The sequence below is a fragment of the Ereboglobus sp. PH5-5 genome, assembly GCF_029504805.1.
In the GTDB taxonomy this organism is placed as follows: Bacteria; Verrucomicrobiota; Verrucomicrobiia; order Opitutales; family Opitutaceae; genus Ereboglobus.
This window is the reverse complement of sequence record NZ_JAQFIT010000012.1, coordinates 27778-48094: the sequence shown is the minus strand read 5'-3', so window position 1 is coordinate 48094 and position 20317 is coordinate 27778. Positions and strand designations below refer to the sequence as shown.

Sequence of the window (20317 nt, the reverse complement as noted above, 5' to 3'; positions counted from 1 at the left end):
TTTTCCGCGGCGATTATTGCCACTCAATCGTGGCGCGCCAGCCGGGCGAGAGCACGCCGGAGAAATTTTTGCGCGCGTGCACCAAGTCGAACCACTCGCCGGACAGCAATGGCGAAACGGCCTCGTCGCCCGGCTCGAGGGCGATGCGGCCAAGCGGCCGCGCGTCGCCGTCCGCGGCGGGTTGCGCGAGTATCATTCCGTAGGCAAAGGCGCGTTCGCTCGCGCCGTCAATGGTGGCAAGCCAGGTGCCGCGCTCCTCTCCCCCGCAAAGAACGACGCGGGCGGCGGGCGCGAGCAACGCGGTGAGCAAGGATTGACCGACAAGATAATCGCGGCCGGCCATAGGAAAAAAATCACCGGCGGGTTGCGCGCGGCGAATCATGCCCTGCTGCACGGCGCCGGGATGAATCGATGTCTGGAAGCCGGTGGGGCTGGCCGTGGGGAAACTTTCCAGGTAGGTTTCGAGCGTGCGGCCCTCGGCATACTGGCTGGCGTAGACGATGGCGTCGTCGGGCGCGGGCGCGAGGTCGTTGAGGATGGTGCTCATCAACATGCCGAGTTGCGTCATGCGCCGGACGGCGCCCGGCGGGAATCCAGCCTTGAGGCGCTCGCGCGTGGCGGCAGCGTCCTCATGACCGGCGTCGTCGGTGCGAAGTGTGATGATGTGGCGTTCGAGCATGGAGGAGAGAAAGGAGTCAGAAGTCAGAATACAGGAGTTAGGAGATGAAGAATGGTGAATGGTGAAAAAACGGACTTCGAACAGAGGCGCGTCGGTGAAATGAGTTTAAGTTGAAAAGTTTAAGTTTCTGATTTTCCGGCATTCTGACTCCTGTATTCTGCATTCTATTTTCCGTCTTTCAACAAAAGCAGCGCGGCGTGGGCGCCGCCGAATGCGTTGCTGGCGCAGACGACTCCGTCGAACGCGGCCGTGTCGAAAGGCGCGGTGGCGACTTGTGATGTGAAGACCGGAGCGCTGGTGCCGACGGTGCCGGGCGCGCGCAACGGTTGCCCGTCACTGGCGGGATTGCGCATGGACGCGGCGGCGATGGCGAGTTCAACGAGACCGCAGCTTCCGAGCGTGTGGCCGAGCGCGCCTTTCCAGCTGACGAGCGGCGCGCCAGGAAACGCGGCGGCGACGGCGCTTGATTCGAGGCGACCCGCCTCGAGCGTGCCGGTGCCGTGACCCTTTATCCACACGCGCATTCCGGCGGCGGCCTTTGCAATGGGCGCGAACACGGAGGCGAAACCCGCGCCGTCGGGCCGGTTCGCGGTGAAGTGATGCATTTCGTTGTGCAGGCTTTGCGCGGCAATCCGGTGCGCGCCGCGATCGCGCGCGAGCACGGCAAAACCCGCGCCGTCACCAAGCCCGATCGAGCCGGTGGCGCGATCCATGTAGGGCGCGGGAAATTCGGTGTTGAGGATTTTCAACGAATGGAACCCGCCCGCGACAAACGGACTGAGAAAATCGTAGGAAACGACGAGCACCTCGTCGACGGGGGCGCGCCCGGCGCCGCTGTCATTGGCACCGCCACCGCCGAGCGCAAGCAGCCGCGCGGCGTGCACAAGGCCGAGGTGCGCGGAGACGCAGGCGTGAGAAAAAATAGTGATGTTCGGCCCCCACTCGCAGGCATCGCGAAGACTGGCGACGGATTTGTGGATGGGGCCGTAAGGCGCGTGGTTCGCATCGGCCGCGGTTTGCGCGTGATGATACGCGTAGAGACTGCCAACGCCAAAGTTGCTGCTCGTGACGATGACGGGGCGGCGCGCGGTGCCCCACATCGGGCCGGTCACGGGCGCGAGAAACTGGCGCAACCGCGCGAGCCACGCGGGCGGCGATTCCTCGTTGAGCGCGCGGTCCGGCAGCAAGGCCAGCGGCACGAGATCGCCGCCATCAGCGCCGAGGACGTGCGTCGCGCGCAAGGCGCTTTCACCGCGAAGCAATGCGGCGAGGGTCTCGTTTGTGCCACCGAAGGGCGTGAGACATTCGCAGGCCGCCAGGCGGACGGCGGGCGCGGCTGTTTCCAAGGAGGTGTGCGGCACGGATTGCAATTCGGGGAAGAGAAGCGGGCGGTCAGGCGGAGAGCTTGGAGGGGTCGGCGCGATTGCGAATGAACTCGGCAAGGCTCGTGATGCTCGCAAGGGCGGCGCGCGATTCCTCGCTGCTGGAGATTTTGATGCCGAATTCCTTTTCGAGTTTCACAACGAGCTCGAGCGCGTCGATCGAGTCGAGCGCCAGCCCGGAGCCGATGAGCGGCGCGTTCTCGTCAATCTCCTCGGGAGTCATTCCCTCGAGATTGAGCGTTGTGATGATGATCTGTTTCAAACGTGGTATGAGCGAATCGGACATGAATAGTAAAAGTGTGCCTCAAGAAAAAACGCTGTCCGGGCGCCCCTAGGCAAGCCAGTAAAGCGCGGATGCGGAATCGCGGCCTATAATCCGCTGATCATCACGATCACGATCAGCACGGGCAGGACGAAGCGCAAAAAGACTCTCATCGCGCGCATCAACACCGAGCGCGAGTCGCTCGCGCCCACCTGCGTTTCGATCAGGGGCCAGGCAACCCAGCCGGCAAAAATTGCCAGCGCCAGCTCACCAAGCGGCATGAGAAGGTTCGAGGTCGTGTAATCATAGAGGTTGAAAAGATTTTTTCCAAACACGGTGGCGCCGCCCAGCCAGCCGCCGTCCTGCGACAGGCAGGCGCCCAGGCCCGTCACGCAAAACGCCGCCACCGTGAGCCACGCGGCCTTGCGGCGCGACCAGCCGAATTCGTCGATCAGAAAACTCACGATCACCTCCAAAATCGACACCGACGAGGTGAGCGCCGCCACGAGAAGCAGAAAGAAAAACGCCATCGCGAACATGCTGCCCGCCGGCAGGTGCGCGAACACCGCGGGCATCGTGACCATCGTCAGGCCCGGCCCCGTCGTCGGGCTGAAACCGAACGCAAACACGGGCGGCAGCACCATCAGCCCCGCGAGAAAGCAAGTCGTCACCGCCAGGAAAATCACCCACAGCGACGAGCGCACGAGCTTGGTTTCGCGGGTGATGTAGGAGCCGTAGGTCACCATGATGCCCATGCCCAGCGAAAGCGAAAAAAGCGAGAGGCCCATCGCGTCGACCAGCATCCCGCCGGTGATTTTTGAAAAATCCGGACGCAAATAATACAGCAGGCCGTCGGTCGCTCCGGGCAATGTGAGCCCGCGCACGATAAGCACGAGCATCAGCAAAAACAGCACGGGCATCAGGTATTTCGAAAGCGTTTCGATGCCCTTGCTCACGCCGCCAACCACGATCCACGTGGTGAGCGCCGCGAACGTCACGAAGGAAAGCGACGACCACAGGGGATTGCCCACAAACGCGTCGAATTGCGCCTTGAGCACCTCCGCGTCCGGAGTGAGCAACGGCCCGCCGGCGCCGAGCGACTTCAGGAAGTAGGCAACCGTCCATCCCCCCACGACGCAGTAAAACGAAAGAATTAAAAAGCAGGTGAGTATGGTGCCGTAACCGATGAGCGCCCACGCGGGGCTGGCGCCGTTTTTGGTTGCGCGCTTGAACACACCGACCGGCCCGGATTGCGCGGCGCGCCCGAGCGCCCATTCCGTGACCATGAGCACAAGCCCGAGCGTCAGGCTGATCGCCAGGTAAATGAACAGAAAAACGCCGCCGCCGTTCGTGGCCGTGACGTAGGGAAACTTCCACACCGCGCCAAGCCCGACAGCCGAACCCGCGGCCGCCAGAATAAACCCGAAACGTGAACTCCACTGAGAGCGAGCCATGGCAAAAAAAGCGTCTAACTAAGTAAGCTTTTCATGGGGGCGCGAGCATTTTAATGGAGCAGGAGCCTCCTGATAATCACCCAATTAATAAATTCCCTGCTCGCCCGTAAAAAAAGCATGTCCATATTTCATATTATGAAATCCTGCCCGTTGCCTCGCGGTTTTGCCCTTCTCGCCGTTTTTCTGCTGATATTGACGCCGATTGCCCGCGCGCAGATCGTGCTCACCCCCACCGACCCAAAAGCCGAGCGCGTGCTCATTCGCTCCGCCGACATTTCCACCGAAATCACGGGACGTTTTGCGGTGACAACTTTCGACCTTGTTTTCGCCAATCCCAACGGACGCGATCTCGAAGGCACGTTCGAGTTTCCTCTTCTCGACGGGCAGCGCGTGGTGCGTTTCGCGCTCGATATCAACGGCGCGCTCCGCGAGGCCGTGCCGGTTGAAAAGGAAAAGGGCCGCGTGGTGTTCGAGGAAATCGAGCGCCGCCAGGTTGATCCCGGCCTGCTCGAACAAACCGCGGGCAACAATTACCGCGCGCGTATTTTCCCAATTCCGGCCAACGGCACGCGCCGCATCGTGATCGCGTATCAGGAGGATTTGATGACCGCGTCGACCGCCGCGAACAAAGCGCCGCGCTACCGCCTCGCGCTCAATTTTCCGAATGAGCTGAGAACCTTCAATCTCACCGCGAGTGTCTTCGCCGCGCCCGGCGCGAAACCGGCGAAGGCGAGCACCACGCTCGCACTCGAATTGCCCGCATGGCGCGACGGTCATGTGCTTCAGGTGAAAAAAGAAAACTTCACCGCGCGCGGCGTGCTCGAGCTCGAGTTGCCTTCCGCTTTCGCGAACGCCGATCTCCGCCCCGCCGTGATCACGGAGACGTTCAACGGACGCGAATATTTTTATGCCGAGGCGCCGGTTTCCCTTCCGGCGATTGCTCCAAAACCGCGCGCCACGCCGAAGCGCGTTGGCATCCTGTGGGATGCCTCCGGCTCGGGCCGCGCACGCGATCATGAGCGCGAGTTTGCGCTGCTCGACGCGTGGTTTGCAGCGGTGCGCAATGTCGAGGTCAGGCTTGTTTTCCTGCGCAACACGGCGTCCGATCCGGTTGTGTTCAAGGTGCGCGACGGCAAGTGGGCGGAGCTCCGCGCCGCGCTCGAAAAAACAATCTACGACGGCGCAACTTCGTTTGACGGCATCGCTGACGACGAATCCGTGGGCGAGTGGCTGTTGTTTTCCGACGGCCTTATCAATTTTGGCGCGACACAAAATCTTGAAAAACTTCCTCTGCGCGCGCCCGTGCATGTCGTAAATGCGAGCGCAAGCGCCGCGCCAGCGCTGCTTCGCCGACTTGCCGCAAGCGGAGGAGGAGAGTTTGTCGATCTAATGGCAATCGACGCCAACGCGGCACGGTATCGGTTGCGCTGGCACTCGTTGAGCATTGTGGCGGTGGAGCGCGATCCCGAGGCGGTTGCTCAAGTATTTCCCGAGGCGGGAACACCACTGCCATCCGGAAATACGATAATCGTGACCGGTATTTTGAGAAAATCCGAGGCAACCGTTCGCTTGAAAATCGGCCTGACTGGAGGAGGCGTGCTGGGCACAGTCGATGTGCCTGTGAGGTCAGGCGAAAATCCAAGCACGCTCGCCGCGCGCGCGTGGGCGGTGGCGAAGATCGAAGCGCTGGCGGCGTCCGCTGGCGACAACCGCGAGGACATCCGCCGCACAAGCCGCGAGTTCCGCATCGTCACGCCGGACACATCGCTGATCGTTTTGGAAACGCTCGCCGATTACATCCGCTACGACATCGAACCGCCTGCGGAATTGCGTAACGAATGGCTCAAACAACGCCGCACGACCGACGCCGTAACCAACAAAAACCGCACGCAACAGATTGATCGTGTTGTGAAGATGTTCGATGAACGCGTGAAGTGGTGGGAGAAGAAATTTCCGAAGGACACACCAAAACCAAAGGTCGCAGAGAAAGAGAAACGTGCCACAGAGGAAACACGAAGTGATGTAGTTACCTTGGAACGCTTCGCGGTTTCTGCTGCCAGATCACGCGCGCCTGCAAGAAGTCAGGTTCAGGAAAGTGTGGTTCTGGCTGACTCTCCTGTTCCAGCCGCAAGCTTCTTCAGTGTGTCGGAATTAGATCGACCCGGCTTTAAGGACGGACGGCGCGTGGATGAGCCACCGGTCGCCTCCATCGCCCTCCAGCGCTGGTCGCCTTCGGCGAGTTATCTCGACCGGTTGCGGCGCGCGCCGGAGGCGGAGCGATTTTCGATTTACCTTGAGGAGCGCGCCGACCATGCGCGAGAGCCGGGTTTTTATCTCGATGTCGCAGGATATTTCTTCGACGAGGCCAAGCACGCGCCGACCGCGTTGCAGATTTTGTCCAATCTCGCGGAGCTCGGGCTTGAGGATGCGGCGCTGTTGCGCGTGCTCGGCCATCGCCTCACGCAGGCGGGGCGACCCGATCTTGCGCTGCCGGTGTTCGAGCGTGTGTTGAAGATTCGCGGAGAGGAACCGCAGAGCCGCCGCGACCTTGCGCTCGTTTGCGCCAAGCTCGAGCAGTATCAGCGCGCGGTCGATCTGCTTTGGGAGGTTGTGAGCCGCAAATGGGACGGCCGTTTCCCCGAGATCGAGATGATCGCGCTCGGCGAGTTAAACGCCATCATAGCCACGCATGAGGGAAAAATCGACGCCTCCAAAATCGACAGGCGTTTGCTGAAAAATTTGTCCGCCGGCCTGCGCGTCATTCTGACGTGGGACGCCGACAACTGCGACATCGACCTGTGGGTTGACGACCCGAACGGCGAGCGCGCCATGTATAACCATCCGCTCACTTATCAGGGCGGGCGCATGTCGCGCGACTTCACCGGCGGCTACGGGCCGGAGGAATTTTTGGTGCGCACGCCGAAGGCCGGCAAATACACGGTGCGCATCAATTATTACGGCGACAGCCGCCAGACCGCGCTCGGTCCGGTGACGGCGCAGGTGCGGTTGATCACCGATTTCGGCACGGCGAGCGAAAAGGAAAAACTCATCACCGTGCGGCTCGTGGACAAGAAAGAGGAGCTTGAGATCGGCTCGATTGTAATCGGGGAATGATCGCACCGGAACCGCTGCACGGAACCGGTTGCGCAATCCGCAACCTGCCACACTTGTTGCGAACCTTACGAGGCCGCGAGGCGCGCGGCTTCCGCGTGCAGTTTCTCCCACGTCGTTTCGAGCGCCTGGGGGAGCACGCGTGTCTGGCCGATTACCGGCATGAAATTAGTGTCGCCATTCCAGCGCGGCACGATGTGCGCGTGCAAATGCTCAATGCTGCCGCCCGACGCGGTGCCAAGGTTGAAACCCACATTAAAACCGTCCGGCCCGATCACCACGCGCAGCAGTTTTTTTGCGAGGATAATTGTGCGAAACAAATCCGCGCTTTCCTCCGGCGTCAGCTCCTCAATGTCCGCCACCTCGCGAAAGGGAATCGCGAGCAAGTGCCCCGGGTTGTAGGGGAAGCGGTTCAGCATCAAGTAGGACAACGCACCGCGATAAACGATGAGCGCGGCGCGGTCGTCGCCCATCGCGGGCAACGCGCTGAAAGGTTTCGCGCTTTTCGGCGCGCGCGGCGCCTCGATGTAATCCATGCGCCAGAATGCGTGAAGTTGTTCCATGATTTGAGCGTGATTGCTCCCGCCGTGAAAGTCAAAGACGCGCTTGCGATGAAGCGACGGTCGGGAGACCGCCGAAGGCATGGGCGAACAACACGGGGATTGTTGCATGGCCGCCCGCCCCGCCTTCAAATTCATTTCATGAGGGATTTTGCGGTTGAATCAGCGCGGGCGCGGGCAACCTTCCGCGTAAAACCAAAAGCGCAGCGAAATCACCGGCAAATCCATGAAATGCGACAACCCCCGTTCAAAATAAAAAAACACGCCGGCACTTCGCGTATTTGAAAATACAGGCGAATTGCAATTCATTTATATGCAACAGTTAGAAACTCAGTGTCATTTAATGGATGACTTTGAGTTTGGCGTTTTATTGGTTCGTAAAAACTAGATTTATGCGCGGCTTTTTATCAAAAAATTGCACCAAAACACATAAGCAGTGTCCAAGTGACTCATCCCAAGCAAACACACCAACACACCTCCAAACCACAGCCATCAAGAACTCCTCAAACTATGAAGACTAAAATCTCATTACTTGTCGCCTTGTTCGCCGCCGCGGCATTTTCCGCGCACGCCCAAACTTCGGTGCCCACGCCCAAAAGCGTCGCGCCCGACTACAAGCCGCCGCAAAGCGTCTCCACGTCGCCCGCGCAGACCACCTACACCTATCAAGCGCCGCACGCCGGCACCTGGGACTTCTACGTCGTCACCGGCGCGTGGTTCTTCGACGACTTCAAGATGAAGGCGAATAACGTGCGCATAGGCAGTCGACCGAATGAGTATTCCAATCGAGCCAGTGGCAAAATGCACATAGACCTCGACGACTCGTGGTTCATAGGATTCGGAGCCGGTTACAACATCACTGAACAGCTTTCCGTGCATGCCCAGTTCGCATTCACCAATCCCGATTATTCAGCCACGTTCGTGGGTGAGACAAGAGACGGTGATCCTGTAACACGCCACACCAACCACGAAGCCGACATCGGCACCGGTGACATTTCCATACGATACGATTTGATGACCGGAAAATTCCGGCCTTTCGTCCAAGGCTCCATCGGGTTTATGTATATCGATACTAACATAATCAATGGACACGGATGGGGGCATTGGGATTCGTGGGACAACTATTACTGGGACACACCCACCGTTGACGACACCTATTTCACTCTTGGCGCGACCGCGGGCGCCAACATCTACTTCAGCAAACACGTTTTCGGCCAGCTCTCCTACACCTGCAACTGGGCCAGCACCTCCGGCAACGGCATGATGAATCACCGCGTCAACGTCTCCGTCGGCTGGAATTACTAAGCCACAAAAAACGACGGCGCGACCGTCACTTTGTTTCCATCACATACACGCCCGTCCAGTCCCCGCTGGGCGGGTTCTTTTTTAGCGCCTCGCAACGATCCAGGAAAACCTCCGACGGCGTGCGCTGCCCGGGGACGATCACCGGATACCATTCCAGCTTGGCACTTTGAGCGAACAACTCCGCCGCGCCGGCCCAGTCGCGCGCGAAAAATTTTTCCAGCCCCTCCTCGAACACCCGTTTGCACTCCAGCGCCGCCGCCGGCAGGCGGTCGCGCAGCCCCATGATTTCGTGGATATCGACGGGGTGCTGGCGGCCCTTCACGACGATTTTGCCCAGATTGCGAAACACGCACTGGTTTCCGTATTTTTCCGCGCCCTCGCGCGTCTCACCCGAAACCAGGGTCTGCACGCCGTAAACACGGGCCGCGTTTTCGAGGCGCGCGGCGATGTTCACCGTGTCGCCCATCATCGTGTAGTCGAAGCGCGTGCGCGATCCGATGTTGCCCACGGTCGCCTTTCCGGTGCTCAGACCGATCTGGCTGCGCACGGGCATTTTTTGGACGATTTCGGGCCAGCGCTCGCGGATCTCCATGTTCTTCGCATGCACGAGCTGCGTCGCCACGCACGCGCGCAGGGCATGGTCCACGTTCGCCACCGGCGCGCCGAACATCGCCACCACGGCGTCGCCCATGTATTTGTCGAGCGTGCCCTCCTGATCGGTGATCACATCCGTCGCCGAGGAAAGATAGTCGTTCATGAACTCGACGAGCCGTGTCGGCGAAAGCGACTCGGCCACCATTGTGAAGTTTTGAATATCGCTGAAATACGCCGTGATCGGCACCTCGACGCCGCCGAGTTGCGGTTCATCGCCCGACTCGATCATGCGTTGCACAAGCGCGGGGGACACATACGTGCCGAAGAAACTCGTGATCCTGCTGCGCATCCGTTCCGCGACCACCAGCAGCAGCGCCGTCAGCGCAAAGCTCGTCGTGAACGCCGAGAACAGCGGGATCACGAGCGGCAGGATCAAATTGTAACGCAGAAAAACAAAAAACACGCACCACACATACGCCACCACGAGCGCCGCCGCCCCGGCCTTCGCGGCCACGCCCCAGCGCCCGCGGAGGTTCGCCAGTTGCAGCCCGCACACGCCCGCGGTCAGGCCGATGATCAGCATCCACTGCGCCCACGCCGGAACGCGGCGCACGTAAGCGCCCGATTGAAACTGGCGGATCAGCGTGCCGATCAAGCCCACGCGCGGCACCGGCAGCGCGTCGAGGCGCGTCGGCGCGCGATCCTGCAGCAGCGGATCGACCGGGCCGATCAGCACGATCGAGTCGCGCATCCGCTCGAAAAGCTTCATCGCCGCCTCGCGCTCCTCGGCCTTCTCCGATTTCAACATGCCCGCGGCCGCAAGCGCGTCGGAGAAGCTCGCGCGCGCGTTCTGCGGCGAATCCCAGCGCGTCGACCAGTTCACCTCCACATCCTGCCCGTCGAGCAACGGCACCGAGGCCAGCACCACGCCGTCGGCGCGCACAAACTCCAGCCGGTTCGCATGCACGCGCACGCCCTTCTGCGGAAGCTTCCACGCCAGGCGCGCGAGCTCCACGCTCATGTGATACCACGTCCTGTGCTCGTCGGGCGCGAAAAGCGGCACCCGGTTCATCGCGCCGTCAATCGTGTCGATCAACCCCACATGCGGCGGGGTGTAAATGCGGTTGCGCACGCGAATTTGGGGCAGCTCCGGAGGCTGCGCCTTTGACGAGGAATCAAGCACGCGCGGCATCTCGCGCACGATCGGCAGGCCGTTGATGTCGCGATCATGCGACGACGCGTAACCCGCCGCGAGCACGACGGGCGGCGGCGGCTCCGAAAACAACAAACCCGCCATGCGCAATGTGCCCTTTTGGAAACGCTCCCTGTCCGCGATTTCCGGCATGCCCCGGTCCGAAAACACATAGTCGATGCCAATCGCGCTCGCCCCGCCCTCCTTCAACGCCGCCTCGCACACGTCCACATAATACGCGCGATCCCACGCCAGGTTGCCGATGTCGGCGATGGATTTTGCGTCGACATCCAGGTAAAAAATCTTCCCCTGCCCCGGCAGCTCGCCCCGATATTGAAACCGCCAGTCAACCGTCTCCTCCTCGATGAATTCGAGCAGGCCAAAATAATTCACCCCACACCAAATCAGTGTGACCGCGAGCAGGATCAACCATTTGAACGGCGAGTTCCGCATGGGATCAGGCAAAGACCTCCAGAAGGCGCGCGAAGAGACGGTTCACCTTGATCTGGTTGTCGCGCACCAGGTCCTTGAATTTAATGAAGTCGATTTCCTCGCCCGCCAGCCCGTTGGCGTAATTGTCGATGATCGCGAGCGAGTTGTAACGCAGCCCGATCTCGCTGCACAGATCCGCCTCGTGCGCCGCCGTCATGCCGACCACGTCGCCCCAGTTTTTGAGAATCTGGATTTCCGCCTTCGTCTCGAAGCGCGGCCCGCGCATCTGCACATAAACCTTCCCCGTCTGAATCTCGAACTCGGGCGCGAGTTTTTCCACGAGCATCGGAATCAGGTTGTTGTCGATGCCCGCCGAGCCGCCCCTCAACTCGTCGTCAAAAAATGTCCGCGGCCCGTCCTGCAAACAAACATAGTCGCCGCACGAAACAATCGTGCCCGGAGTCAGGTTCAGCCGCAACGAGCCGACCGAGTTCAACGACACCACATCCGTGAAACCGAGATCGGCCAGCGCGCGAATGTTTGCGCGGTAGTTGATCGCATGCGGCGGCTTTGGAACACCGGTGCCGTGACGGTTCAGAATCACATGCTCGCCGCGCGCCTTGTAACCAACCGTGCCGTATTTTGTCGTGGCCGAACGCTCCTCCCATTCCGAAAAAAGATCGGAGTTCACAATGCTGGTTCCGCTAACAAATGCGACTTTCATGACGCAATGCGAGCAGAACACATGCCACACCTCAAGTCGAAGCTGGCTTTTGCAAGTCGAATACATTGGCGCGCAAACTTCAAAAGAATCGAAAAACACCATGCGAAAAACTGCTTGTTAATTTCCGCCATTGGAGAATGGCGAAAGGCGTCCCGCATTGGGCACGGCAAAGAAAACCTTGACTCGCCCGCCCGTGTTTGGGTTTCTACGCGACTTACACATTTTATTCATAAGTCATGGCCAACACTAAATCCGCCATCAAGGCAGCCCGCAAAACCGTGCGTTTCACCGCGCGCAACAAAGTCGTCAAGACCCGTCTGAAGACTCTCCACAAGAAGTTCAAAGCCGCCGCCAAGTCGGGCGACGCCGCCGCGGCCAAGTCCGCCGCAAGCGCCTACGCCTCCGCGATGGACAAGGCCACTAAGTCCGGTGTCGTCCACAAGAACGCCGCGGCCCGCGCCAAGTCCCACGCCGCAAAATACGCGCAAGCCAAATAAAACCGCCTCGCGCGCGTTTTGCGCCGGCTTGCCCGGCGACGCTCTTGTTTTCAAATTTACGCAGGCCCCCGCAAGCCGCCAAGGTTTCGGGGCCTGCTTTTTTGTGCCCGGTTTTTCGATCGCAAAAACACGGGCGCGCGCGAAATGAAACGGCAGTAGGGGCGAACCCTCCGGGCAAGCCCTAACATCCACGGCTCACCCGGAGGGTTCGCCCTACCCCAAAACGGCCATGCCGTTTCTCGGAATCACTCGCCGATGATTTTTATCAACGCGCGCTTGCGGCGCAGGCCGTCGAGTTCGTAGTAGAAAATCTGTTCCCACGGGCCGAAATCGAGGCGGCCATTGGTCACGGCGACGACGACTTCGCGACCCATGATTGTGCGCTTGAGGTGCGCGTCGGCGTTGTCCTCGGCGCCGTTGTGGGCGTATTGTGAGTGGGGTTTTTCCGGCGCGAGTTTTTCGAGCCATCGCTCGTAGTCGGCGTGCAAACCGGATTCGTCATCGTTGATGAACACGCTCGCGGTGATGTGCATGGCGTTCACAAGGCACAAGCCCTCGCGAATGCCGCTTTCCTTAAGTGCCGCCTCGACTTGCGGCGTGATGTTGACGAGCCCGCGGCGTTGAGGGACTTCAAACCAGAGTTCCTTGCGATGGGATTTCATGCCGCTGATTTTTCGGCAAACACCGGGGTTTTCAACAGAAGAAATGATGCGCCGGTTTGCAGACACGGCAAAATCACGACAAACGCCCGCGGCTTTTCGCAAAGATTTCAGTAGCCCATTTCGCGCAGGATGCCCGCCAGCGCCTTTAGGCGTTCGCCCAAAAGTTCGTCGTCATTGCTCAGCGCCTGGTGGAACAGGTGAATGTCTTCGTCGAGGTTTTCGTTGTCGGTGCAGATTTTCAGCGTCATGGCATCGCCTTGAAGCCCCACGCGGTCGATGACGGGATTTTGCTCGTCGTAAAGTTTCGGAAACCGGTAGGCGTCCTTAAAATGTTGCTTTGCGCGGCACACAAAAATCGCGAGATCAAGCACCCGATGAAGGGGAAGCTCCTCGGACTGGCGCGACCACTTTTCGCCGGTGTGCCGCCAAACCTTCGCAGAGATATCGACTTTGCCGCGGTCATTCCATTGGGCGAGGCCAAGCGATAGTCCGTGCGTGTCCGTATCATAAGCAGATCGACCGTCGACATTTGCATAATCCTCGGCAATGACGACAGGTTTGTGCTTGAGGGTGGTTGGTATTTTTAGTGGTTCCATAAATTAGCTCGTTACTAATTTAGTAATTTACTAATTTAGTAAAGAAAAATCTCAAAGCTAAGTGAATATTGGGTGTGCTCAAAAGTGTTACAGGAACTGTGGGGAGTTTGGTTTCGCCGTTTCGAGCGATAGCGACAGTCCGCAACCGCCGCGTCCGTCCCTCGCAATTCTCGGCGCGCTCGGCGAGCGCGCCCCTCCCTTGAAAACCATCACAGCGGTCACGTTTTTTATCACACCTGTGAACACGCTGGAGAACTGCGGGCGCTGCTGGAACCGGCTTTGTCCGGTCCGCAAATAACAAACGGCGTTCGTTTCCAAACCAGCCGATACGGAGGCCGTCCCACCAATCAAACATCAACAACTCAATGAATGAAACCCTATGGGCATCAAATTTATGACTGTTCGTGATAGCGGAGTCGGTGCGCTTTTTGTGACAACCGGCCATTGTTGGGGTAGTTTGAAATATTGGATTCAAGCGCGCTTGCACAGACGCGGTCCATCGGACAGCGTCGCCGATTTTCTCGCAAATGGACCATCTGTTTTTTGTCGTTCTCAATATCATTGGCACGTTCATGTTTGCGGTGTCGGGCGTGTCGGTCGCCATCAGCAAGGACTATGACTTGTTCGGCATCGCGGTGCTCGGCTTCGCGACAGCGATCGGAGGCGGCACGCTGCGCGACATGATGCTGGGCGTCGGGCCGGTTTCGTGGATGTCCGACCACGCGACGATCATCACGGTGCTGGCGGCGATCATCGTGTCGTCATTGTTTCTTGGATACATCCACAAGCTCGGCTGGTGGAACATCGTTTTCGACGGCGCGGGGCTGGGCGTGTTCACGCTCGTGGGCATGCAAAAGGGAATCGACCACGGGCTTTCGCCGCTCGTGTGCGTGCTGCTCGGCACGATCACGGGCGCGGGCGGCGGCGTGATCCGCGACGTGCTTTCGGGCGAGCGACCGATGCTGTTTCAAAAGGAACTCTACGCGTCGGTGTCGATCGCGGGCGGCGCGTTTTATTTCCTTCTGCGCGCGCTGGCGTCCGACCGGCTCACGTGGCACTGGCAGGCGGTGGCGTGCATCGTGTTCATCGTGGCGCTGCGCGTGATCGCGGTGCGTTTCAACTGGTCGCTGCCAAAAATCCGCGCGCACCGCAGCGGCACAAACCGCGCGCGCCTGCGCAAGATGGCAGGCTTGTTTCGCGGCGGAGAGTGAGGGCGCAAGCGCGATTAGGCGCCCTCGTGATTGCCGGCGTTCTCCCCGGTCGAAATTATTTTCCCTGCCCGTCCTTCTCCCCGCCGCGGAAAATCGCGTCCTGCTCCAGGCCGGTGAGTCGTTGCAGGCCGCCGAGCAGTTTCCACAAAATCACCATCAGCATGACCATGCTCGGGAGCACGATCACAGGCCAGCTCCAGAGCTGCATCTGGCCGAGTTGCGAGTTAAATTCCTCCGTGCGCGGTGTCGCCGTGATCAGTCGGCGGGCGAGAAAAAAATTCAGCACCGCGCTCACGAAAAACGTCAGCGCGAGCCACTTGTTCGCGCCCGCGAGCAATTTTTCGAAGGCGCCGTGCGTGCCGCGCTCCTCAAGCGCCGCCTTCACGCGCGCCGTGTCGATGATCTGGTCGTTGTAGATGAGCGCGCGCACAAGCGGTTTTTTCAAGCGCGCCGAGACGAGCACCGCGATGCCGATGATCGACGGCACGAGCGCCTCCTTCACGGCAAACCAGAAGCCGCTCACCTTCAGCAACCCGAGTCCGCCGCCGAGCAGCACGCCGCAAAATCCCACGATCGAAATCATGTTGGCATGCTTGCGCGTCGCCATGTCCCACGCGCCGTAGCAAACCGGAAACGCCAGCGCCACGAGCAGCCCCCACAGAGGGCCGAGCCATTTGTCCGAGCTGAACTTCATCAATATCAGCGTCGGAAGCGCGATGTTGCAGATGAGGTTGAGCAGCATGTTTTCCTTTTTCGGCGCGGGTTTGGCGGACGCCCCGGACGCGGGCGATGCGGCTGCGGGAACGACGGGCTGGCTCTCATCTGGTGTGGACATGCGCCCACTTGCTTATGCAAACGCCGCCGTTCAGAAAGGAAAAAATGGAAGCAAGACGACGGCGCGCCATCGGACAAACGCACTTTAGTGTTTTCCTGCCAGCCCCAATGCTGCCACGCTCGCCCGCATGATTCTCCTTGGTGTCAACATCGACCATTGCGCCACGCTCCGCCAGGCCCGTTACAAACAAGCCGCGTCCACCGTCGGCCGAAACGTCGAGCCCGATCCCGTCACGCTCGCCGTTCTCGCGGAGCGCGCCGGCGCCGACGGCATCACCGTCCACCTCCGCGAAGATCGCCGCCACATTCAGGAACGCGACGTGTGGCGGCTCCGCGAAACCATCGCCACGCGCCTCAACCTCGAAATGGCCTGCACGCCCGCCATGACCGAGTTCGCGCTCAAACTAAAACCCGAATACGTCTGCCTCGTTCCCGAAAACCGCGAGGAAGTCACCACCGAGGGCGGCCTCGATGTCGCCGGCAACCGTGACCGCGTAAAAGCCACCATCGACGCGATGACCGCCGCCGGCATCAAGACGAGCCTCTTTATCGATCCCGACGCCGCGCAAATCGAACTCGCCGCCAAACTCGGCGCGCCCTTTGTCGAGCTGCACACGGGCGCCTACGCCAACGCCTATTTTGACGACACCGCCCGCGACACCGAATACAAGCGCCTCGCCACCGGCGCCGCGCTTGCGCACAACTGCGGCATCCGCGTCAACGCCGGCCACGGCATCAACTACGTCAACATCGAACAAATCCGCGACCTCCCGCACCTGCACGAGCTCAACATCGGCCACAGCATCATCAGCCGCGCGCTCGTCACCGGAATCGACGAGGCCGTCCGCGAAATGAAAACCCGAATGAACCGCTGAGAAATAATAGCCACAAAAAGGCATCAAAAATGCGCAAAGAAAAGCCTCCTGTTTCGCTGACATTTTTTTGCGCTTTTGTCAGGCCACTCGCAGACTCGTAGAGTGCCTCTTTGCGGCCATTGGCTTAAAAAAATTTCCATGGACACTGACCTCAACGCCCTTCGCGAACGCCCGCAACCCGGCCCGCACATCCCCTTCCCCGACATGCCGCAAGGCGGAGTGCTCGTGGGACTCGGCGCCGACGTGATCGACATCGAGCGCATCCGCGCCGTGCACGAGCGACAGGGCGACCGTTTTCTCGAGCGCGTTTACACGCCGGGCGAAATCGCCTACTGCATGGGCATGGGCGATCCGCACCAGCACCTCGCCGCGCGCTTCGCCGCCAAGGAAGCCGTCGCCAAGGCCTTCACCACCGGCATCGGTGCCGAAATCGGCTGGCACTCCGTCTCCGTCTATCACGGCACGCGCCAGGAACCGCTCGTGCAGCTCGACGAAAAAGCCCGCGACCTCCTTGCCCGCGTCGGCGCGACGCATGTCCTCATCACCCTCTCGCACACCAACACCGTCGCCATGGCCGTCGCCGTTTTGGTGAGCGCTTCGCGCTAACGAATCATGCAGAATGAAAAATGAGAGGCAGAAGCCAGAGTGCCAGAAGTAAACATAGCAAACCAACAATCCCCGCACTTCGCCTACTCACCACCCGCTACTTTTCATCATTCTCCAGCTCCTGACTCCTGTATCCTGACTCCTGACTCCTTTTATATGTCCGCCGACAACAACACCGAAGAAGACCTGCGCTCGCCGCGAGAAAAGGCCTCGAAAATTCCCTCGTGGATCATGGTCGGTTTTATTCTCGGCGCGCTCACCTTCTACACAGTCAGCGATTACCTGAACCGTCCCGAAAAAGAGCAACCATCCGCCCCTTCAGAAACACAGAGCTCCGGCACCGCGCAACCAACCGACACCGCCGCAACCGACCAGCAGTCTCCCGCACCAGCCGCCACCGCCTCCGGCAGCGACGCTCCAAAACCATCCGACACCCCTGCCCCGCCCGAAAACGCCCGATACATGAGCCTTCTGGTAATGGACGCGATTTTCCGTCAATGGTCGGTCAACGCCATGTGGGAATACAACACCACGCAGGTCGTTTTCTGGAACCCGGCCGACAACAAATACTCAGTCGCGGTCGAAGTCTTCCGCATCGGAGGCAACGACGATGATGGCACCTATTATTACCGAATGATCGACCGCCCCACGCGCCCCGTAATCCGCAACGACTCCCGCCCCGACGCCCCGATCCTCTTCACCGAATCCGAGGACGCCACCCAACGCCGCAAAGAAAACGAAAACCAACGCTGGTGGCGGTGAATGAGTGAAAAATCTACTTTTGCCACAGTGAAAGCTTGGGGTGCTTTTTTCGAGCCATTCGAATACGGCTTTGCGCAGAGTCATGGCTCGATTGACTGCTTATTCCCTCCAACAGTATGCTTTAAGCAGCCAATTTATTACCAGCGGTCAACCACCCGATGAACATTTTGATCGAACCACGCATTCGCCCGGGAGCGCGGGCATCTTGCCCGCAGGTTTGGAGGTTTGTGCGGCGCAGCGCGCCGTCTTGCGGGCGCAAGCGTGTTTTTTTGCCCCTGCAAAAAATAAGATGTGATCCCTTTTTGTATGCCTTTGGGGTGAACTGTTTGTCTCAACTTCTCATTTTCCTCCACCATTTCACGCACTTTCCCCAGCCCTTCAACTCATTCCTCCGCCTACCAATAACTCCGCCGGGGCGGCTTGAGGATGTCGTAGAGGCCGGGGTCGATTTCTTTTAGGAAGCGGCTGGGTTCGAGGAGCATGCCGCCGGGGCCGGCGCGGGTCGCGACTTTCGGATAACATAAATACAATTCGTTTTTCGCGCGCGTGGAGGCGACGTAGAAGAGGCGGCGCTCTTCCTCGACATCGCCGTCCTCAATCGCACGGCGTCCGGGGAAATAGCCGTCGGCAACGCCAATCACAAACACGACATCGTATTCCAAGCCTTTCGCTTGGTGCACGGTGGTGAGCTTGATCGCCTCGGCGTCGGGATCGACCTGACGGTCGCTTGTCTCGCCGTTGAGGAGCACGATTTGCGCGAGGAGGTCCTGCATCGTTTCATAGCGCGAGGCGAAACCGACCAGCGCCTTCAACTCCTCAAGGCGGTCAATGTAATCGGCAAAGGCGCCGCGGAGATAATCGCCATACCAACCGTTGACCGCCATGTCGAACGCCTTGGCGGGCGGCGCGGTGCGCATGGTTTCGGCGACTTCGGAGAGCGAGGCGCAGAAGCTCGGCCAGTCGTCGAGCGCGCCCTTGGGCACCTTGGTTTTCACGTCGTCGGTTTCGAGGACGGCGATTAAGTCCTGCCGCATGAGCGCGGCGTGTTCGCGCGCGACAGCGTGAATTTTTTGCGCGCTTTTTTCGCCGACTTTTGGGAGGAGGCAGGCGATGCGCTGCCATGCAAGTTCGTCGGCGGGGTTGTAGACGAAGCGGACGAAGGCGACGATGTCCTTGATGTGCTGGCGCTCGAAAAACTTCACGCCGCTGGTGATGTGGTAGGGCATGCCGGCGCGGGAAAGGGCGAGCTGCATTTCCATCGCCACGAAGTGCGAGCGGTAGAGCACGGCGATTTCCGAGGGGGAGACGCCGTCCTCGTCAACAAGGCAGCGGATGCGGCGAATGACAAAATCGGCTTGTTCGCGGTCGTCCATTGTCTGGACGACTTGGGGGCGCATGCCGTGACCGCGGGCGGCGCGAAGCTCCTTTGCAAGCTCGGCCCGCCGGTGAGGCTGGGCGTCGAGTATTCGATTGGCAAAATTGAGGATTTCGGGCGTGGAGCGGTAGTTGGTTTCGATGCGGTGGATGGCGGTGCCGGGATGCCGGTCCATAAATGTCGCGATGTTTTCGAAATCCGCGCCGCGCCACGAGTAGATGCACTGCGCGTCGTCGCCCACGGCCATCACGCGATGATGCGTGGCAATGCAGTCGACGATCTGCGCCTGCACGGTGTTGGTGTCCTGGTATTCGTCGACGAGAATGTGCCGGAATCGCTCGGAAAAATACTGGGTGACGGAGGGTGATTTTTGAAGGAGCCGCAGCCAGTATTCAAGGAGGTCGTCGTAGTCGCAGACGTTTTGCTCGCGCTTCTTTTTTTCATAGGCGACGGCAAAAGGCGGGATGAGGTAGGCGATATCCTTGTATTGGGGAAAGTATTTTTCGATCGTGTCGCCAATCGGAAGCTGGGTGTTGCGCGAGAGGGAAATGACGTTGAAGAGCGGACCGGGCTTCGGGTTGGTCTTGTCCTTGAAGAAGCCCTTGCTCTCGGCATCGACGGTTTGCTTGAGAAGCGACTCGGCTTCGTCGGCGTCGAGGATGGTGAAGTTTTTCGGCAGGCCGATGTCCTCGCCAAACATGCGCAAGGCGCGGTGGCCGATGGAGTGAAATGTGCCGCCCCAAAAGCGGCTGGGCTCGACGCCGGTGAGGTCGTTGACGCGGTGGAGCATTTCCTTGGCGGCCTTGTTGGTGAAGGTGAGCAGGAGAATCTCGCCCGGGCGCACGCCCTTGGAGAGCAGGTAGGCGACGCGATAGGTGAGCGTGCGCGTCTTGCCGGAGCCCGCGCCGGCGAGGACGAGGAGCGGGCCGGGCTCGGCGGTGACGGCGGCGTATTGCTCGTCGTTGAGCGAGGCGCGAAAGTCGATGGAGGGGACGGCGGATTGGGGAATGGCGGAGGAGGCGGACGCGGAAAGGCGAACCGGCCGCGCTGGTTGCGGCGGCGGGCTGAAGGGCGAGTCGGTTTCTTCGGAGTCGAACGGGGAATCCATGGCGTGCGAAACCCAGACGCTGAGGCATGGGCGCGGACAGGGAAATGTTTTTCTGAGTGGGACGCGATTTGCGGCAACGCGCGGCGCTTTGTTGGT

The 20317-nt window shown here is 60.1% G+C and carries 19 protein-coding genes; 7 read left to right on the top strand and 12 right to left on the bottom strand.

Annotated features, from left to right (window positions below):
• Positions 1–13 precede the first annotated feature (13 nt).
• The 4 genes from M2103_RS09130 to M2103_RS09115 all read right to left on the bottom strand — a co-directional run bounded on the left by M2103_RS09130 (position 14) and on the right by M2103_RS09115 (position 3777).
• Positions 14–679 carry a hypothetical protein gene (locus M2103_RS09130; RefSeq protein WP_277510098.1) on the bottom strand — a complete coding sequence of 222 codons (666 nt, stop codon included), beginning with the start codon at positions 677–679 and terminating at the stop codon, positions 14–16.
• Between the two features lie 164 nt (positions 680–843).
• Positions 844–2040, bottom strand: coding sequence for a hypothetical protein (locus M2103_RS09125; protein ID WP_277510096.1), 1197 nt, complete (start codon positions 2038–2040; stop codon positions 844–846).
• 31 nt (positions 2041–2071) lie between these two features.
• Positions 2072–2347, bottom strand: a complete 276-nt coding sequence (locus M2103_RS09120) for a phosphopantetheine-binding protein (RefSeq protein WP_108824723.1) — start codon at positions 2345–2347, stop codon at positions 2072–2074.
• Positions 2348–2430: 83 nt separating this feature from the next.
• Entirely contained in the window at positions 2431–3777 is a 1347-nt protein-coding gene (locus tag M2103_RS09115) for a sodium-dependent transporter (protein ID WP_277510092.1), read from the bottom strand.
• 135 nt (positions 3778–3912) lie between these two features.
• On the opposite strand from M2103_RS09115, the gene M2103_RS09110 reads away from it, so the two are divergent.
• A complete protein-coding gene (locus M2103_RS09110) occupies positions 3913–6891 on the top strand; it encodes a VIT domain-containing protein (RefSeq protein WP_277510090.1) in 2979 nt (992 codons plus the stop codon).
• Between the two features lie 65 nt (positions 6892–6956).
• Here M2103_RS09110 and M2103_RS09105 read toward each other — a convergent pair whose 3' ends face one another.
• Entirely contained in the window at positions 6957–7451 is a 495-nt protein-coding gene (locus M2103_RS09105) for an HIT domain-containing protein (protein WP_108824720.1), read from the bottom strand.
• 507 nt (positions 7452–7958) lie between these two features.
• Between M2103_RS09105 and M2103_RS09100 the strand changes: the two genes are divergently transcribed.
• Positions 7959–8753 carry an outer membrane beta-barrel protein gene (locus tag M2103_RS09100; protein ID WP_277510086.1) on the top strand — a complete coding sequence of 265 codons (795 nt, stop codon included), beginning with the start codon at positions 7959–7961 and terminating at the stop codon, positions 8751–8753.
• 25 nt (positions 8754–8778) lie between these two features.
• Here M2103_RS09100 and M2103_RS09095 read toward each other — a convergent pair whose 3' ends face one another.
• Complete coding sequence (locus M2103_RS09095; protein ID WP_277510084.1) at positions 8779–10992, bottom strand: adenylate/guanylate cyclase domain-containing protein; 2214 nt, start codon at positions 10990–10992, stop codon at positions 8779–8781.
• 4 nt (positions 10993–10996) lie between these two features.
• On the bottom strand, positions 10997–11695 hold the full coding sequence (locus M2103_RS09090) for an MTAP family purine nucleoside phosphorylase (protein ID WP_277510083.1): 699 nt from the start codon (positions 11693–11695) through the stop codon (positions 10997–10999).
• Positions 11696–11931: 236 nt separating this feature from the next.
• Here M2103_RS09090 and rpsT point away from each other — a divergent pair, with 236 nt between their 5' ends.
• Complete coding sequence (gene rpsT / locus M2103_RS09085; RefSeq protein ID WP_277510082.1) at positions 11932–12192, top strand: 30S ribosomal protein S20; 261 nt, start codon at positions 11932–11934, stop codon at positions 12190–12192.
• 245 nt (positions 12193–12437) lie between these two features.
• On the opposite strand, the gene M2103_RS09080 is transcribed toward rpsT, so the two are convergent.
• The 3 genes from M2103_RS09080 to M2103_RS09070 form a co-directional block, all read right to left on the bottom strand.
• Positions 12438–12854: a secondary thiamine-phosphate synthase enzyme YjbQ gene (locus tag M2103_RS09080; RefSeq protein ID WP_277510080.1), complete on the bottom strand. Its 417-nt coding sequence runs from the start codon at positions 12852–12854 to the stop codon at positions 12438–12440.
• 107 nt (positions 12855–12961) lie between these two features.
• Positions 12962–13450, bottom strand: a complete 489-nt coding sequence (locus tag M2103_RS09075; RefSeq protein WP_277510078.1) for a DUF6530 family protein — start codon at positions 13448–13450, stop codon at positions 12962–12964.
• 19 nt (positions 13451–13469) lie between these two features.
• A complete protein-coding gene (locus M2103_RS09070) occupies positions 13470–13895 on the bottom strand; it encodes a hypothetical protein (protein WP_277510076.1) in 426 nt (141 codons plus the stop codon).
• An 82-nt stretch (positions 13896–13977) separates the two neighbouring features.
• Here M2103_RS09070 and M2103_RS09065 point away from each other — a divergent pair, with 82 nt between their 5' ends.
• Complete coding sequence (locus M2103_RS09065) at positions 13978–14661, top strand: trimeric intracellular cation channel family protein (protein ID WP_277510075.1); 684 nt, start codon at positions 13978–13980, stop codon at positions 14659–14661.
• 55 nt (positions 14662–14716) lie between these two features.
• On the opposite strand, the gene M2103_RS09060 is transcribed toward M2103_RS09065, so the two are convergent.
• Positions 14717–15496: a VC0807 family protein gene (locus M2103_RS09060; protein WP_277510074.1), complete on the bottom strand. Its 780-nt coding sequence runs from the start codon at positions 15494–15496 to the stop codon at positions 14717–14719.
• A 127-nt stretch (positions 15497–15623) separates the two neighbouring features.
• On the opposite strand from M2103_RS09060, the gene M2103_RS09055 reads away from it, so the two are divergent.
• From M2103_RS09055 to M2103_RS09045, 3 genes are all read left to right on the top strand, one after another.
• Positions 15624–16370, top strand: coding sequence for a pyridoxine 5'-phosphate synthase (locus tag M2103_RS09055; RefSeq protein ID WP_277510073.1), 747 nt, complete (start codon positions 15624–15626; stop codon positions 16368–16370).
• Positions 16371–16508: 138 nt separating this feature from the next.
• On the top strand, positions 16509–16976 hold the full coding sequence (gene acpS, locus M2103_RS09050; protein WP_277510072.1) for a holo-ACP synthase: 468 nt from the start codon (positions 16509–16511) through the stop codon (positions 16974–16976).
• Positions 16977–17132: 156 nt separating this feature from the next.
• The gene (locus M2103_RS09045) at positions 17133–17738 is read left to right on the top strand and encodes a hypothetical protein (protein ID WP_277510070.1); all 606 of its coding nucleotides are present in this window, start codon (positions 17133–17135) and stop codon (positions 17736–17738) included.
• A gap of 395 nt (positions 17739–18133) precedes the next feature.
• Here the strand turns inward: M2103_RS09045 and M2103_RS09040 are convergent, their stop codons facing one another.
• Positions 18134–20221, bottom strand: a complete 2088-nt coding sequence (locus M2103_RS09040; RefSeq protein ID WP_277510068.1) for an ATP-dependent helicase — start codon at positions 20219–20221, stop codon at positions 18134–18136.
• Positions 20222–20317: the final 96 nt, after the last annotated feature.

Excerpts from the sequence above, each read along its gene's own strand:
- M2103_RS09100 (WP_277510086.1), top strand. The coding sequence starts at position 7,959 with ATGAAGACTAAAATCTCATTACTTGTCGCCTTGTTCGCCGCCGCGGCA.
- M2103_RS09070 (WP_277510076.1), bottom strand. The coding sequence starts at position 13,895 with ATGGCCGGTTGTCACAAAAAGCGCACCGACTCCGCTATCACGAACAGT.
- M2103_RS09120 (WP_108824723.1), bottom strand. The coding sequence starts at position 2,347 with ATGTCCGATTCGCTCATACCACGTTTGAAACAGATCATCATCACAACG.
- M2103_RS09115 (WP_277510092.1), bottom strand. The coding sequence starts at position 3,777 with ATGGCTCGCTCTCAGTGGAGTTCACGTTTCGGGTTTATTCTGGCGGCC.
- M2103_RS09040 (WP_277510068.1), bottom strand. The coding sequence starts at position 20,221 with ATGGATTCCCCGTTCGACTCCGAAGAAACCGACTCGCCCTTCAGCCCG.
- M2103_RS09065 (WP_277510075.1), top strand. The coding sequence starts at position 13,978 with ATGGACCATCTGTTTTTTGTCGTTCTCAATATCATTGGCACGTTCATG.
- M2103_RS09080 (WP_277510080.1), bottom strand. The coding sequence starts at position 12,854 with ATGAAATCCCATCGCAAGGAACTCTGGTTTGAAGTCCCTCAACGCCGC.
- M2103_RS09060 (WP_277510074.1), bottom strand. The coding sequence starts at position 15,496 with ATGTCCACACCAGATGAGAGCCAGCCCGTCGTTCCCGCAGCCGCATCG.
- M2103_RS09110 (WP_277510090.1), top strand. The coding sequence starts at position 3,913 with ATGAAATCCTGCCCGTTGCCTCGCGGTTTTGCCCTTCTCGCCGTTTTT.
- M2103_RS09090 (WP_277510083.1), bottom strand. The coding sequence starts at position 11,695 with ATGAAAGTCGCATTTGTTAGCGGAACCAGCATTGTGAACTCCGATCTT.
- M2103_RS09105 (WP_108824720.1), bottom strand. The coding sequence starts at position 7,451 with ATGGAACAACTTCACGCATTCTGGCGCATGGATTACATCGAGGCGCCG.
- M2103_RS09095 (WP_277510084.1), bottom strand. The coding sequence starts at position 10,992 with ATGCGGAACTCGCCGTTCAAATGGTTGATCCTGCTCGCGGTCACACTG.
- M2103_RS09055 (WP_277510073.1), top strand. The coding sequence starts at position 15,624 with ATGATTCTCCTTGGTGTCAACATCGACCATTGCGCCACGCTCCGCCAG.
- M2103_RS09045 (WP_277510070.1), top strand. The coding sequence starts at position 17,133 with ATGTCCGCCGACAACAACACCGAAGAAGACCTGCGCTCGCCGCGAGAA.
- M2103_RS09075 (WP_277510078.1), bottom strand. The coding sequence starts at position 13,450 with ATGGAACCACTAAAAATACCAACCACCCTCAAGCACAAACCTGTCGTC.
- rpsT (WP_277510082.1), top strand. The coding sequence starts at position 11,932 with ATGGCCAACACTAAATCCGCCATCAAGGCAGCCCGCAAAACCGTGCGT.
- M2103_RS09130 (WP_277510098.1), bottom strand. The coding sequence starts at position 679 with ATGCTCGAACGCCACATCATCACACTTCGCACCGACGACGCCGGTCAT.
- acpS (WP_277510072.1), top strand. The coding sequence starts at position 16,509 with ATGGACACTGACCTCAACGCCCTTCGCGAACGCCCGCAACCCGGCCCG.